Below are 15,689 nucleotides of genomic sequence, written 5' to 3' on the forward strand. Positions count from 1 at the left end.
TGCCGCCGTGGGCGGGGCCCGGCGAGTGGGTAGGGCCGCCGTTGCGACCGCTGTCAGCGCCCGTGCGGGGAAGCGGCCCGGCCGGTGGCGGTCACAGCAGCCCGTCCCACATCTGCTCCACGATCATGGACCACCAGCGGTTGGGCCCGCCGAGGCTCTGCGGGTCCAGTGCGGCCAGCTCCTTCTGGAAGCGGGCGGTGTCCTGCGCGGCGCCGATCGGGCTCAGCTGCCTGCGCGCCTGCCAGCGGTCCTGCAACAGGGCCAGTGACCGGGCGAAGGAGCCCAGGTCGGAGTTGACGAACGAGGCCCAGCCCGACCGCAGTTCGACCGCCCAGACCTTGCCGGTCCCCGGCTCGACGCAGATCTCCCGCCCGCAGTCGTCGCCGATCCGGACGTAGCCGTATTCGTCGTACGACTCCTTCAGGTGCGGCTTGAGGGGCGCGCCCCGCAGCTCGGCGAGGCGCGGCAGGTCCACCGCCGCCGGCTCCTGCTCCGACAGCCGGAAGAAGGGCGCGAAGCGGGCCGGCAGCCCGGCCTGGGTGAGCACGCCGAGGGCATCCGGCGGCAGCGCACTGTCCTGGAGTTCCTCGGCGTCGCGCCGGGTGAGCGCGCCCTCGCCGAACGCGGCGAGCACCTCGCCGCCGACCTCGGACACCGAAGGGGCGGGCGGGGCCCCGGTCTCCGGCCTCGGCGGGAGCGGCAGCCGCGCCGGTCGGGCCGCGAGGGGCCGGCCCTCGCGCCGCGCCAGGTCGGCGGCGTGCTGGTGGAGCTTTTCCTGGCCCGCGTTCCGGGCGCGGGCGTCCGTGCCGTAGTCCACCGTGTGGCTGACCTTGACCCGCGGCCAGGAACGGGTGATCAGCGCGGCGCAGTTCCCTCCCGGCAGGGCGCAGGGCTGCAACTCGCTGTACAGCTCCAGGACGTCCTCGGGGGCGATGCCGCGCTGCGCGAGGTGGTCCACCAACTGCCACTCGGGGTGCGGCCGTCCGGGGCCGCTGCGGGCCAGCTGGGTCGCCTCCGACCCGTCACTGTCGCGGAAGCGGCACACCGCGGTGTAGCCGATGCCCGTGCCCAGCGGCACCCCGTCGTAACTGTCTTCGCTGCTCATCTGGTGAGTCCTCTTACCCGTCGTCGTCGGCGGCCCGCGTCGGGCAGCGGCCGCTTCTGCGCGTCAATCGAGAATGTAGGTGCTGTCACTGACGAGCCGAGGCCACAGGGTGGCCAGTGAGCCCTTCCCCGCACGGCGTGTGCACGCGGGGTCGATCCGGCCGAGCTGTCCCAGGATGTGCTCCCGGAACTCGTCCGCTTCGTGATCGTCACGAGCCTTCGAGGTGAGGACCGCCTTCAGCGCGACCGTCCAGCAGCGCAGAAAGGCGTCCAGCGAGCTGTTGACCAAGCACACGAACTCGCCCGCCTCGGCCAGCAGAACGCGCCCGCCGCCGTGCTCGACGCACAGCCGCATCCCCTCATCGCCCACGAACCCGATGACGGAGGCGCCCGGCCAGGGTGCCCCTTCCCCGGGGGATGCCTCGCCGGGGGCGTCCTCACCGCCGCCCAGCAGAGGCAGCGTCGGCACGAAGCGTTCCAGGCCCTCGAACCAGAACTCGGACGCCGGCAGACCGACATCGGTGAGCAGACGCGCGGTGTCGGGCAGCGACGCCAGCGGGCCCAGATGTGCGGGATCGGCGCGCACCGGCCTGCCGACCACGGAGAACAACGGCTCCAGATGCTCCGGGGCCAGCGTGACGCCGCCCCACAGGGCGTCGTCGACGAGCGCCCACGAGGTGCGTCGGCGCGGTCGCCGGGGCAGCGCCCGCTGCCCCCCGCGGCCCTGCGCCACATCGATGAGCATCATCCCGCTGCGTCCGAGCAGCAACGCGCGCCCGCCGGACAGCGGATGCACCTCCCCGGCATGCTCCTCGGGGCACACCAGCGAGGTCGTGTCGAGCGACTCCTCGCCGACCGGGCGTACCCCGACCCAGCCGTCGATGTCGTCCAGCACGACTTCCACCGGCCCGCTCCGCGCCGTCGCGTCCTTCGCCGGCTCCTCCGAGGCCTCCGGGGGCTCCGTCGACGCGTCTCCGACGGGAGAGCCGTCGGCGAGCGCCCACCACTGGTAGAGCCCGCTCAGCTCGCCGCGCGTGCAGAACTGCTCGGATCCCTCCACGCTGCGCCAGCCGTGCAGTTCCACCGGCCCGGGCCACTCGCTGTCGAAGTCCGCCGGATCGAAGGCTCCCAACGGCCGCCAGTGCGCCCAGTGGGTGCGCCAGATCCTGGGTACGCCGAGCCGCTGCTGCCAGTCCAGCAGAGCGGTGTCGTCGCAGACCGCGGCGGTCAGACCCAGGCGCGAGGCGTGCTCCGAGACATGGCCGGTGCGCGGTCCGACGTAGAGCCGGTGCGCCTGTACCAGGGCCCGACGGCGCGCGCGGAGCTCCGGCCCCAGCGACCGGTCGGCGTGGCCGTCCGCGTCCTCGAAGGACGGCAGGTCCAGCAGGAACGCCACGGCCGGATCGGCGATCCACTCGTCGAGGACACCCCCCGAGGCGGCGTGGGCCAGCCCGGGGCCGAGGACGTACTCGGCTTCGGGCGAGAGCGACTGCATGCCCGCGGCGGCGCGTTCGGCGTCGGTGAGCACCGCCTCCGGGGCCAGCGCCGTCGCGATCGTGCGCTGCAGGCGGGGCAGCGCCTGGCCGTACGAGCGCCGGGCGGCCTCGGCGAGAGCGGGGTCGCGCAGCCGCAGATGCCGGACGGGCCCGCCCGGCGCACCGGTGGCCGCCGGGCTGCCGGAGTCCTCCGCGTCCGCTTCCTCCCCGGGGGGGCCGTCGGTCACGACCTCCTCCATGACGAAGGCGGCGGCGGCCAGGACCACGCGGTCGAGCGCCGCCTCGGACGTCGACTGTCCGCTGAGCGCCGACACGGCACGCGCCGCGAGGGACACCGGCATGCCCGGCTCGCCCTCGGCCAGCACCACGGGAGTGAGCGCGGTACCCACGTCCTCGGCGGCCTCCTCGAAGGAGGCGAGGAAGAAGCGCCATGCCTCTTCGAGCGTCGTCGGCAGCGGCGCCGACACCTCCGGTGTCCACACCTCTTCCCTGGCTCGCAGATCCAGCGAAATCGTCTCGGCCAGCAGGAAGTTGGGCCAGGAGCTGTGGGTGACGGCTTCGGCGGCGGCCTCCGCGACGGCGGGCTCGGCTTCGCCGTACGCGGAGCCGTGGACCCGCAGCAGGCCGGTGACCCAGCTGCGGAAAGCGGCACGGTCCGGGGAGAAGGCGGGACTGTCCAGATCGATCAGCGCGTGGGCGGGCAACTTGGCCCGGCGCACCAGCTGTTCGGCCTCCTCCCGCGGCAGGTCGAGTAGCAGCCGGAGCGGCTCGGCGCCGTCCCCCACCCGCTTGCGGGTCACGTCGCCCGGCCGCACCAGCGGCAGCAGGACATCCTCGATCAGCTGCTCCGGCACCCGGCTCAGGGACGTCCGGCCGGCCCGCGCCGTGTCCAGCAGGGCGACGGTGAAGGGGGTGCCACGTCGCTTCGCCGCCCGGTGGAGCAGCGGCGCGGGAAACCATGTGCCCTCGGGGAAGGGGCCGTCGGGCTCACGCCCCGGCAGCAGGGACCGCTCGACCTCCGCCGCGATCTCCCTCCGGGTGCGTCCCCGCGAGTCCAGCACGAGGTCGAAGGCGTCGGGCGGCGGGGGAGGAGCAACGGACTGGTCGACGAACGCTCGGGCGTCCGTGTCGGCAGCCATCGCCAGCCACGCCAGAAGCCAGCTCTTTCCGCAGCCGGGGTCGCCCGTGACGATCCGCACATGGTCGTCGGGCGCCTCCGAGGCGAGCCAGGTGACCAGCGCGTGCGCTGCGGTCGAGCGGCCTACCAGGCGAAATTCCATGGTCCGCAACCTTACTAGCCGTTCGACTACTCACTGTCCGAGTCGGCCGGGCCCATGCCCGCCGGGTGTTCGCGGGAGTCGTCCTCCAAGATCTCGCCTCTGCGCGCCTTGAGATCCTTGAGGTGCTCCCGCATCTTCTGCGAACCCGTGCCGTCATCCGGATGCGGCAGGGTGTGCGTCGTCGGCACCTTTCCGAAGACGCGGTACATCAGGGCCGCACAGCCCTTCTGCGCACAGGGCGCCCGCTCGGTGTAGACCTCCATGAGACGGATGCGCTGGCCGGGGGGCAACGTCGTCTGCATGTGCTGGAGGTACTCCACCGCGGCCCGTTCGGAGTGCTTCGACTTGCCCGTCCAGGGCTGGTCGTCGACCTTGTTGACGGCTCCGGAGGTGCCGAAGCTGCGCGCCAGCATCACGTATTCCTGGCTACCGGGCTCCACGACGTACCTGAACGCCGCGTAGTTCGCGGAGGGCGACATTCCGAAGTTGTTCTTGCCGCTGTGCTGGTCGGCGGCCGAGTCCGGTACGGCGTACTGCTGGAAGAACTCGTGGTCGAGCCGCGCGCGCTCGACCATGCGGCCCAGATCGTTGTCGTCCCAGTCCGTTTCCTGGGATCCGACGAGGTCCTGCGCCTCGGACGCGGTGAACTTGCTGGTGTCCGGTTCGTCCCGAAGGCGGCCGTCGTGTTCGTCGTCCGAACCGTCGGCGTCCTCCATGTCGGCGTCGGAGTCTGCGTCGGACTCGGCGTCGGAGTCGGAGTCGTGGTCCGCGTCCGGCATCTCGCTGTCGGCGTCGTCGTCGGTCTGGTCCGGATGCTTGTCGTTGTCGGTGCCCGCCGGTTCGGCCGGGGGCCGGCGCTCGCCCTCCGGATCGTCGTTGACGTCGTCGCGCTTGTCGTTGTCGTGCTTGCTGTCGTCGCGCTTGTCGTTGTCGTGCGCGGGGCCTTCGTTGCTGTTGTCGGGCGTCCGGTCCGGGTCGGCGGAGTCGTTGTCGGGTGTCCGGTCCTGCTGGGAGGGGTCGTTGTCGGCCGGCTCGGGGTGCGGTCGGCGCTCGTCGTCCGACGGCTCGGTGTCGTCGTCCGGGCGGTTGCTGTCCTCGGGACGGTTGTTGTCCGAGGTGCCTTCGTCGGGGCGGTTGTTGTCCTCGGGGCGGTTGTTGTCCGAGGTGCCTTCGTCGGGGCGGTTGTTGTCCTCGGGGCGGTTGTTGTCCGAGGTGCCGTCGTTGCGACCGTTGTTGTCCGAGGTCCCGTTGTCGGGGCGGTCGGTGTCCGAGGGCTGAGTGCGGTCCCCGGGCCGTTCGCTGTCGCCGCGGCGCCCGTTGTCGCCCTGGTTCGTCGTCTCGCCGTCGGGGCGGCCGTCGGGAGTGGACGGTACGGGGCGGCGGTCGGAGTCGAGGGGGACGGCGAAGACGCCGTTGTCCCCGTTGTGGAGGGGCTTGTCGCTGCGCTGGCCGGTCTGGGAGTCGACGTAGGTGATTTTGCCGTTGTGGTTGACGACGTTCCAGGCGTGCGCGCGGCCGTTGTTGTCCTGGGTGATGATGACGGCTTGTGAGCCGTGGCCGGAGTCGCGGAGGGTGTTCTCCAGGCGGTTGAAGGCCTGGGGGCCGTTTCCGTAGTCGTTGAAGCGGGCGCCGAGGGTGTTTTCGATGCGGTCGCGGCCGTTGTTCTCGCCGCGGTCGGAGGGGCTGCCGTCGGGGTTGGTGTCGGGGGTGCGCTGGGCGGCGGCGGTGGGGTTGCCGGAGTAGGTGTCGGCGGTGGCGAGGGCGGCGTCGACGCAGTTGTTGTTGCGGCCGGGGGCGTCGGGCCCGGGGTCGTTGATGGAGTCGACCCAGTTGCCGTCGTCGGGGTCCGGATGCCGCTGCGGATCGCCGTTCTCGTCCTTGGGGACGCTGTCCGCGACCTGCTGCTGGTGCTCGTCGGTGGGCCCTTCGAGACCGCCCGGCTGCTCGCGGTTGCGGGTCTCGGAGGCCGGGGTGGGATCGCCGGTGTCACGATCGCTGTCGCTGTCGCTGTCGCTGTCGCGGTCGTTGGTGGCGGTGTCGGCCGGGTCGTTCTCCGGACTGTCCTGGTCGGTGCGGGTGTCCCCGTCAGGGGCGTTGTCCTGGTTCGGACGGTCGTCCCGGTCGTTGGTGTCGCCCTGGTCCGTGCGGTCGTCCCGGTCCGGCTGCTGGTCGGTGCGGTCGTCGGTTGCCGTGTCCTCGGGGGGCCGGTTCTGCGGGTCGTCCGTGCCCTGCTCGGGGCGTGGCGAGTCCTGCTCGGGACGTGCGGAGTTCTGCTCCGGGCGGTTGGACGCGTCGGAGTCCGGGGTGTGCGTGTCCGGGCTGTCGGTCGCGGGCTCCTGCCGGGACGGCTCCGGGCGTGACTCCGGGCGGTCGTTCCGGGGCTGTTGCTCCTGCGGACGCTGCTCACCGGGGTCGCGCGGCGGCCGCTGCGACGGGAGTTGAGTGTCCGGGCGGCCGGAATCCGGGCGGTTGGTGTCCGGACGGTTGGAGTCCGGACGGCCGGAGTCCGGGCGGTTGGTCCCCGGGCGGTTGGGGTCGGGGCCGTCGAGGCGGGGGTTGTAGGCGGGGCGGTCGGGGCGGCGCTGCTGGGTGATGTCGTGGATGGGCTGGGTGCCGTCGGGGCGGCGGTTCGACGGCGGCGCACCCGTGTTGCCGTTGCCGGCCGGGGGTGTGGTGCCCCGTGGTGGCGCGGTGGGGGGTGTGGCGGTGGCGGTGCCGCCTTGGGGCGGCATGGGGGCGCCCATCATGGGTGCCGCGTTCTGCGGGGTGTTCTGGGGGTTCTGCTGGGAGGGAGCGGCGGGTGCGGTGGGGGTGTTGGGGTCCGCCGTGTGTTGGGTGGGCGGCGGCGCCGTCATCGTGTCCGCGGACTGGGTCGTGACGGTGGTGTCGTCGTCGACGGTGGGCATGGGGTCGCCGGGCGCCGGGTCGCGTTGGCCGATGGGTGGGCCGGAGGAGGTGTGTGGGGTGGCAGCGCCTTGGGAGGGGACGCTGACATGAGGTGCGGACCCGCGCCCGCTGCCCCCGGTGTTGTCCCCGTTGCCGTCACTGTTGCCGGTGTTGCTGCTGTCGCCGTTGTGGGGAGCGGCGTTGGGGCTGGGGGTGTCGTTGGTGGTGGGCGGGTTGCCGGCTACCGGGTCGGGTGTCGACGACGGGTGGTCGGGGGCGGCCGACGGCTGTGGGGACGGCGCAGCGTCCGGGCGTGCAGGACCGTCCGAAGAAGGCGAGTTGGGCTGGTGACCGGACGGCTGGTCCGGACTCGGCGAGGAACGGTCCGGTCCGGCGTCGGGCGTCGGGGCCGCATCGGGGCGCGCGGACGGGTCGGAGGCCGGCTGCGTACTGGTGGCGTCCGCATCGGGACGGGCGCTGTCCGGCGTGTTGTCCGGGGTGGGTTGGGTGCTTGCGGTGTCCGGGTTGGGGCGTGCGTTGTCGGGGGTGTTGTCCGGGGTGGGTTGGGTGCTTGCGGTGTCCGGGTTGGGGCGTGCGTTGTCGGAGGTGTTGTCCGGGGTCGGCTGGGTGCTTGCCGCGTCCGGTGAGGAACCCGAGTCAGGTGCGGGGCCCGAGTCCGGCGTGCTGCCGGAGTCGGGTGTGGCGCCGGTATTCGGCGTGTTGCCCGAGTCGGGGGTGCTGCTGGTGCCCGGGGTGCTGCCGGAGTCGGGTGTGGTCCCCGCGTCCGGCGTGCTGCCTGCGTCCGGTGTGGAGCCGGAGTAGGGGCTGTTGTTGCCGCCCTGATAGCCCTCGTCGAAGGGCGAACGCTGCTCCGGCGGCGGCAGGGGGCGGCTCTCGGGCGTGTTCCCGGAGTTCGACCCGGTGGTGGAGTCCGCCGAACCGTCGGCGGAGCCGGCCGGGCCGCTGGTGGAAGGTGCGCCGTCGGACGCCGAGGACGGTGAGCCCCCACCGTCGCTGGGTCGACCACCCGAGCCGCTCCCGCCGCCTGAGCCGCTCCCGCCACCCACGCCGCTGCCGGAGCCGCTCCCGTTCCCGGACGCGCCGGTGCCGCCGTCCGTACCGCTGCCGCTACCGGACGCGCCGGTGCCGCCGCCCGTACCGCTGCCGCTGCCGGACGCACCCGAGCTGCCATCCGTACCGCTGCCGGATCCTCCCGAGCTGCTGCCCGAGCCGCTGCCGCTTCCCGAGCCGCTGCCCGAGCCACTGCCACTGCCCGAGCCGCTGCCGCTTCCGGAGGCGCTTTCGCTGCCGCTGCTGCCGCCGCTGCTGTCCGAGCCCCCTCCGCCGTGGCCGGCGGCCGAGTCCAGGCCGCCGCGCGCGTGCGCCCCGGCCCTGCCGCCCGCGCCGTCCCGCAGCGCCTCGGTAAAGGTCTGGCCGGAGTTCTTGGCGGCCTCGATACCCGCTTCCGCGCCGGTCTTGACGCTGCGGTTGACGTCGAAGCCCTGCTGGGCCCCGAAGTTCATGTTCATGCCCTGCGCGATGGCGTCGGAGATCATCGCCTCCAGCGCGGAGACGGCGGGCTCCTTGAGCGTCTCCATGATCGCCTCGACCAGCGCCTCGCGTGCCTCCTTCAGCAGGCGGCGCACGATCACGCGGGTGAGCTGGGTGGCTCCGGCCGCTCCGATCTCGGACAGGCCGAGAGTGAAGGGGGCAGCTGCCTGGGCCGCGATGATCTCGGCTGCGAGGATCGCCAACTGGGCGATCACCGCGACTTTCATCCCGATGATGATCCCTGCGCCCACGTCCAGCGCGATGGCGATCAGCTCGGCGGCGGTCCGCGCGTCGTCCAGGTAGCCGGAACCGGTCCCGGAGAACTTCTCCCAGGTCTTGCTGAACCCGTCGATGCTGTCGCCGGAGTTCTGCGACAGGACGTTGCCGGCGGCGGTGACACCCTCCGACTGCAGTTGTTCGACCGCCGCCGCGAAGTCCCGCCACTGCTGGGCGGATTCCATCATCTTGTCCTCGTCGCCCGTCGGCCAGTCGTAGCCGAGCATCTCGAGGACCCATTCGAGCCAGTCCGGAAGCATGAGCGACATGACGGCGATCCCCCGTAGGACAGCAGAGCGAGGTGGAGAGGAGAGGACGGTGGTGCAGGACTATGCAGTGCCGGGCGACTTGAGGCTGGAGATCGACTGGCTCTGTGCCTCGGCGTTCGCGATGTGCTGCTTCATCAGCGAATCGTTGAAGTCCTCGTCGGCCTGATGGTTCTCGCCCATCGTGGTCAGCGCGCCGCCGATCTCCTGGAGCTTGGCCGCGAGGTGGCCCATCGACTCGTACATGCCGTCGCGCAGGCCCTCATAGACGACGCCGAACTTCGAACCGATGTCGTCGTCGCCCCACGGCGGGGTGCCCTGGCCCTCCAGGCCGGTCAGTCCGGTCTGGAGCTTGTCCACAGCGGTCTGATAGCGCTCGCCCACGCTGGTGAAATCCTTGCCACCGGCCTTGAGTGACGGTACGTCGGCCTGCAGTCCGTCTCCCGCCACAACATCCCCCGTTTCGAGACCCTGGTCGTAGCCGAGTGGCTCCAGGTAAGTCTAGGCACGAGAGGCGGCCCGGCCTCAAGACGCCTTCTGTCACAGCCGTGTTACCGGTGCCGAGCGATGCGCGTCACCTCGCCGGGCGCATGGTGCGGCCGGGCGACAACGTTGACATTAGACCGTTCCGGCCGCCGGCAGCGGAAAGTTGGCGAGCCCGGCGAATCCGGTGCCGCGACGGTGCGAGGGAGGTGACGGGGTGTCACGGCTCCTGGGCTGTGCCGCGATCGAGGGTGCGGAGGGCGAACCACAGCTCCATGCGGACGTCGGGGTCGTCCAGGTCGGTGTCGAGGAGGCTCGCGATACGGGTGACGCGCTGGCGGACTGTGTTGCGGTGGACGCCAAGAGCGGTCGCCGTGCGATCCCAATTGCCGTGCAAGGAGAGCCAGTTGTGAAGGGTGGCGAGAAGGGCCGAGGAGTCCGCCAGTGGGGCCAGGAGGGTCTGGGCGTGGTGCCGGGCGTCGGAGGGGGCGACGAGCGCGGTGATGCCGTGGGGGTCGGGGGGCCGGTGTTGGACGAGGGGGACGCGGCCGGCCAGGGCACGCCGGAGGGCGGAGGCGGCGTGCCGGTCGGCGGCCGGCAGCTCGGTGACCGGGACGGCTTCGCTGACGCCGAGTGTCCAGCCCGGGTGTCCGGTGAGCTCGTGGTCGGCGGGGACGAGGGCGCGCAGGGCGGAGGACGGCGGGTGCGGCGCGGTGGGCCGCTCGGACCCGGCCTCGGCGCGGGCCGGGGGCGTGGGGCCCGGTGCGGCTGTGGGGCAGCGGGCCACGAGCGGGGTGTCGAGGGCGGCGGCCAGGGCGGCGGGGGAAGCGGTGGTGTCGCGGCGCGGCTCGGCGTGCACGACGGCCCAGAGCGGGTGGCCGAGAAGCGGGCCGATCTCCGCGGGGCGGGCGCCGAGGAGCAGCTCGGCCAGCGCGGCGGAGTGGTCCGCCCCGACCTGGCCGGCGTTCGCGGCCGGGCCGGTGATCAGGGAGAGGAGTACGGCGGCGACTCCCGCGATGGTGTGGGCGGGCGGATCGAGGGGGTGCGCGGCGACCACGAGGGCGGGTGCCTCGCGACGGGGGCTGCGCCCGGTGAGGGCGTACGCGGTCAGGTGGGCGTCGGGCAGCGTGTCGGTCGCCGAGGACGGGCCGCCGCGGCCGACGACGCCGGCGAGGTGCGCGGCCGCGGCCCGGCAGGCGGCAGTGGGCGGGGGGCCGGCCGTGCCGTGCTCGGTGCCGTCGGGGGAGAGCAGGGCGGTCCAGCCGTGCGCATGGCGGGCCAGGGCACGCAGGACGGCCGGTGCGGGATCGGGGCGGGCGGCAGCCGCGGCCAGTGCCCGCTGGGCCTCGCTGAGCCGGGTCAGCTCGCGGTGCCTGGCCTCCGTCACGGCCTGCCAGACGGCGCTCTCCACGGCGGTGAACGGCGTGGCCGGGGGCACCTCGATCAGCGGCAGACCGTGCCGGTCGCAGGCGGCCACCAGCGCGCGGGGAACGGTGTCGTGCACCGGCGCGATCCCGAAGCCGAGCGCGGCGGCGCCGGCGGCCACTGTCCGGGCGACGTAGCCGTCGAGATAGGCGTCGAGGGAGCCGAGGAGAAGCCCGTCGGGAGAGGCGTCGGGGGCGGGGGAAGGGCCGGTGGCGTCGCTGTCGACCTCGGCGGCGGTGCCGGCTGCGGTTGCGGTGTCCGCCCCGGCACCGGCCGTGGGCTCGGCCTTCTCCTCCGTCCCGCTCGCCGCCTCCGCCAGGTGCATCCCTGCCGTGAGCAGCATCTCGCCGCCCAAGAGGTACGGCACAGGGTCGGCCATCTCCGAGGTGTGCACCCAGTGGATGGCGACGCCCTCCCGAGGTCCCGCGATCTGCCGCAGGCCGAGGTCGGTGCGCGCGAGGAGATCGGACAGCGCGACCGGAGGCGTCGAAGGCGGCACGGTGCGCGCGGCCGCAGCGGGCCCAGGAGCGCCTGGTGAGGGGTGCGGGGCCGGTGGGACCTGCGGCTGCTGCTGCGGCATGTGCGAACCATCCACTGAGGGAGCGGTGAGTGGAGGAAACGTACACTTCAGCGTCGACTTTCAGCCTCCTAGGGTCAACCCCCAAGGCGAGACACACGTACGGCACCCGTCCCCTTCACACCCCACGCCGCACCGCTCTCGCGCCCCCGTTCTGCATTACCCCTCTCCCCTCGGCGTTGCTGGAAGGGATGGCCCATGGCTGTCGACTACGCGGTGATCGTGCTCTACCTGGCCGGAATGCTCGCCATGGGCTGGTGGGGCATGCGGCGCGCCAAGTCCAAGAGCGAATTCCTGGTCGCCGGGCGCCGGCTCGGGCCCGCGATGTATTCGGGCACCATGGCCGCGATCGTTCTCGGCGGCGCGTCGACCATCGGCGGCGTCGGACTCGGCTACCAGTACGGACTGTCCGGCGCGTGGATGGTCTTCACCATCGGCATCGGGCTGCTGGCGCTGAGCATCTTCTTCTCGGCGCGGATCGCCCGGCTGAAGGTCTACACCGTCTCCGAGATGCTCGACCTGCGCTACGGCGGCTCGGCCGGGATCATCTCCGGCGTCGTGATGTGGGCGTACACCCTGATGCTCGCCGTGACCTCGACCATCGCCTACGCGACGATCTTCGATGTGCTCTTCGGCATGGACCGCACCCTCTCGATCGTGCTCGGCGGCGTGATCGTCGTCGCCTATTCGACGCTCGGCGGGATGTGGTCGATCACCCTCACCGACATGGTCCAGTTCGTCGTCAAGACCATTGGCGTGCTGCTGCTCCTGCTGCCCATCGCGGTGGTCAAGGCGGGCGGCTTCGCCGAGATGCGCGACCGGCTGCCGGACGACTACTTCGCGCCCCTGGGCATCGGCGGCCAGACCGTCTTCACGTATGTGCTCATCTACTCCTTCGGCATGTTGATCGGGCAGGACATCTGGCAGCGGGTGTTCACCGCACGCGGCGACAAGGTGGCGCGCCTGGGTGGCACGGCTGCCGGTACGTACTGCCTGGTCTACGCGGTGGCCGGCGCCGTCATCGGCACCGCGGCCAAGGTGCTCTACCCCCACCTGGGGAGCCCCGACGACGCCTTCGCGACGATCGTGAAGGACGCCCTGCCGATGGGTGTGCGCGGGCTCGTCCTGGCTGCGGCCCTGTCCGCGGTGATGTCCACGTCGTCGGGCGCGCTGATCGCGTGCGCGACGGTCGCCAACAACGACATCTGGTCCCGCGTGAAGGGGTTCGTGGCGGCTCGGCGGGCGGCGGTGGACGGCCCGGACGCGGGCCGGGAGCCCGCCGAAGGCCCGGGCGAGAAGGCGGCCGGCGGGTCCGACGAGGTGCGGGACAACCGGCTGTTCATCCTGCTCATGGGCATCGCGGTCATCGTCATCGCGATCGCGCTCAACAACGTCGTCGAGGCGCTGACGCTCGCCTACAACGTCCTGGTCGGCGGTCTGCTGGTGCCCATCCTGGGCGGGCTGCTGTGGAAGCGCGGCACCGCGACCGGCGCCCTGGCGTCCGTGGCGGTGGGCGGCGTCACGGTCATCGGCCTGATGGCCTCGCTCGGCGTCCTCGCCAACGAGCCGATCTACTACGGGCTGCTGGCCTCGCTGGCGGCATACGTCGCCGTGAGCCTGGCCTCGAAGCCGACCGATCCCGCGGTGCTCACCGCCTGGCGTGCCCGCTTGGCCGGCGAGCCGTCGCCGGAAAACGACGGCAGCCAGGAGCCGGCGCCCTCGTCCGCGGTCCACGGCGTCTGAGCCGGGCCCCGGCCAGCGCCGCACCTCGCCTCCCAGCGCCCCGCTCTCCGTCCCCCGCTCCCGTTCCCCGCTTCCCCTCCTCAGGAAGGCAGCACCCACCCATGAGCACCACCACCCCCACGGCGGCACCGCACCGGCGCAACGGCGGCGATCTGGTCGTCGAATCGCTGACCGCGCTCGGTGCGAGCACCGTCTTCGGGCTGCCGGGCCAGCACGCGCTCGGGGTGTTCGACGCGCTGCGCCGGTCCGCGCTGCGCTACGTCGGGCTGCGGGTGGAGAACAACGCGGGCTTCGCGGCCGACGCGTACGCCAGGACCACGCACGGGGTGGCGCCGCTGCTGGTCTCCACCGGGCCCGGGGCGCTGATGACGCTGGCCGCGCTCCAGGAGGCGGCCGCCGGTTCGGCCGCCGTCCTGGCCATCGGCAGCCAGGTGCCGCTGGCCGGTATCGGCGGCGGACGCCACGGCTACCTGCATGAACTCACCGACCAGAGCGCCGTTTTCCGTGGCGTGGTCAAGTCCGTGCACACCGCCAGGACGGCCTCGCAGATTCCGTCCGCGGTGGCCGCGGCATGGGAGTCGGCGCTGACCGTGCCGCACGGGCCGGTGTGGCTCGAGATCCCCCAGGACGTGCTGCTTGCGCCGGTCGAGGTGCCGCCCGTGGTGGAACTCCACGCCACGCCGCGCGAGTTGCCGCCTCGGCCGGAGGTGACGGCGGAGGCCGCGCGGTTGCTGGCGGAGGCCCGGCGGCCGGTCATCCTGGCCGGCGGCGGCGTCGTACGGGCAGGTGCCGAGGCGGAGCTGCTGGCGCTCGCCGAGGCACTGCGGGCGCCGGTGGTGACGACGTTCGGCGGCAAGGGCGCCTTCCCTTGGGAGCATCCGCTCTCGCTCCGGTCCTGGCTGGAGGACCGCTACACGACGGAATTCCTGGAGGACGCCGACACGCTGCTGGTGGTCGGCTCGGGGCTCGGCGAACTCTCCTCGAACTACCACACGTTCCGGCCCCACGGCCGGGTCGTGCAGATCGAGGCGGACCTCGGCAAGCTGGAGTCGAATCATGCCGCGCTGGGGATGCACGCGGATGCAAGGCCCGCACTCGCGGCGCTGGTGAAGGAGGTGGCGGACGGCCAGGCGCGGGCAGGCGCAGGTGCCGGGGCCTCCGCTCCCGAGGACGCGGTGGCGGACCTGCTGGCGCGGGTCCGCCGGCGTATCGACGGGCAGGGACTCGACCTGGAACAGCGGATCCTGGCCTCGGTGCGCGAGGCGCTGCCCGACGATGCGGTCAGCTGCTGGGACATGACGATCCTGGCGTACTGGGCCTGGTCCGCGTTCGACGCGCGCCGCCCGAACGCGCTGCACTCCGCGCAGGGCTCCGGCGGTCTGGGCTACGGCTTCCCGGCGGCGCTCGGCGCGGCCGTCGCCGACCCCGCCCGGCCGGTGCTCGCGGTCTCCGGCGACGGCGGCGCGATGTACTCGATCGCCGAGCTGGCCACCGCCCGGCAGTACGCCCTGCCGGTCACCTGGCTGATCGTGGACGACGGCGGCTACGGCATCCTGCGGGAGTACATGACCGACGCGTTCGGCGAGGCGACCGCGACCGAGCTGGCCCGTCCTGACTTCGTGGCGCTGGCCGAGTCGTTCGGGGTGCCCGCGGTCCGGACGGACCCGGAGCGGCTGCGGGAGGACCTGGCGGCGGCGCTCGCGGAGCCGGGGCCCTCGGTGGTGGTGCTCCCGGCACGGCTGCGGATGTTCGCACCGACGCACCTCGACGACGCACCGGCCGACGGTGCGGGCGTGCCGTAGCCCGTACGCGTCCTTCGGCACGAGCGCTTTCGCCTCACCAACGCCGCATCCCGCGCTTCGCTGCTGCCGCTTCCCCCCTCACCGGCCCGGCGGACCCGCCTCGCGGACGGGGGCGGCGGCGCCGACCCGCCCCTGCAGCAGCCGGGAAAGCGCAGCGTGCACGTCCTCGACGGAACGGTGCGGCTGGAAGGACAGCCAGTCCAGTGCCGCCACCAGGACCATGCCGAGCAGTGCGGAGGCGGTGAGCGGGATGTCGAGTTCAGGGGTGAGTTCACCGCCGTCGACGGCCTCCCGCAGGACCGATTCGACGACCGCCAGCGCCCGGCCCCGCACCGACCGCAGTGTGGCGCGCCACGTGCGGTTGGTACGCCAGAGTTCGGCGACGTACAGCTGGGTGAGGGCGGGGGAGCCGGCGATGAAGTCCAGGCCGGCCCGGATCATCGCGTCCAGGGCGTCCACCCGGGTGCCGCCGCGGGCCGCGGTCGTCTCCGCGGCTTGCCGCAGGGAGGCGGCCAGGAGGTCGATGCCGTCCCGCAACAGCTCCTCGTACAGGACGTTCTTACCGGTGAAGTTGTAGTAGACGGTGCCCTTGGCGACGCCGGCGCGCTCGGCGATCTCGTCCACGGTGGTGGCGGAGAAGCCCTGTTCCGCGATCAGGGTGACGGCGGCGTCGAAGAGCCTGCGCCGGGTGGCCGCTCGGCGCAGGCCCGCGGCGGGGACCTGCCGGCAGGTCCCGGAGGCGGCCGCGTCGCCGGCTTCCGCCGCGGTGCCGGGGCGTGCCCCGGGGGCGGTGCCGTGAC

Annotated in this window: 8 protein-coding genes; 2 read left to right on the forward strand and 6 right to left on the reverse strand. The window is 72.9% G+C overall.

Translation table 11 applies throughout. The features are described from left to right. Nucleotides 1-91: 91 nt before the first annotated feature. The 5 genes from ACGFZW_RS25010 to ACGFZW_RS25030 form a co-directional block, all read right to left on the reverse strand. The gene (locus ACGFZW_RS25010; RefSeq protein ID WP_393895446.1) at nucleotides 92-1,105 is read right to left on the reverse strand and encodes an SUKH-4 family immunity protein; all 1,014 of its coding nucleotides are present in this window, start codon (nucleotides 1,103-1,105) and stop codon (nucleotides 92-94) included. 63 nt (nucleotides 1,106-1,168) lie between these two features. Next, entirely contained in the window at nucleotides 1,169-3,880 is a 2,712-nt protein-coding gene (locus ACGFZW_RS25015) for an SUKH-4 family immunity protein (RefSeq protein ID WP_393895447.1), read from the reverse strand. Between the two features lie 26 nt (nucleotides 3,881-3,906). After that, complete coding sequence (locus ACGFZW_RS25020; protein ID WP_393895448.1) at nucleotides 3,907-8,862, reverse strand: toxin glutamine deamidase domain-containing protein; 4,956 nt, start codon at nucleotides 8,860-8,862, stop codon at nucleotides 3,907-3,909. Between the two features lie 60 nt (nucleotides 8,863-8,922). Next, entirely contained in the window at nucleotides 8,923-9,309 is a 387-nt protein-coding gene (locus tag ACGFZW_RS25025) for a hypothetical protein (RefSeq protein ID WP_393895449.1), read from the reverse strand. Between the two features lie 253 nt (nucleotides 9,310-9,562). Then, the gene (locus tag ACGFZW_RS25030; RefSeq protein WP_393895450.1) at nucleotides 9,563-11,347 is read right to left on the reverse strand and encodes a helix-turn-helix domain-containing protein; all 1,785 of its coding nucleotides are present in this window, start codon (nucleotides 11,345-11,347) and stop codon (nucleotides 9,563-9,565) included. A gap of 195 nt (nucleotides 11,348-11,542) precedes the next feature. Between ACGFZW_RS25030 and ACGFZW_RS25035 the strand changes: the two genes are divergently transcribed. After that, nucleotides 11,543-13,087: a sodium:solute symporter gene (locus tag ACGFZW_RS25035; RefSeq protein ID WP_393895451.1), complete on the forward strand. Its 1,545-nt coding sequence runs from the start codon at nucleotides 11,543-11,545 to the stop codon at nucleotides 13,085-13,087. Nucleotides 13,088-13,188: 101 nt separating this feature from the next. Beyond that, complete coding sequence (locus ACGFZW_RS25040; RefSeq protein WP_393895452.1) at nucleotides 13,189-14,889, forward strand: thiamine pyrophosphate-binding protein; 1,701 nt, start codon at nucleotides 13,189-13,191, stop codon at nucleotides 14,887-14,889. A gap of 78 nt (nucleotides 14,890-14,967) precedes the next feature. Here ACGFZW_RS25040 and ACGFZW_RS25045 read toward each other — a convergent pair whose 3' ends face one another. Continuing rightward, nucleotides 14,968-15,594 carry a TetR/AcrR family transcriptional regulator gene (locus ACGFZW_RS25045; protein ID WP_393895563.1) on the reverse strand — a complete coding sequence of 209 codons (627 nt, stop codon included), beginning with the start codon at nucleotides 15,592-15,594 and terminating at the stop codon, nucleotides 14,968-14,970. Nucleotides 15,595-15,689 lie beyond the last annotated feature (95 nt).

It is taken from the genome of Streptomyces sp. NPDC048248 (assembly GCF_043201875.1).
Taxonomy (GTDB): Bacteria; Actinomycetota; Actinomycetes; order Streptomycetales; family Streptomycetaceae; genus Streptomyces.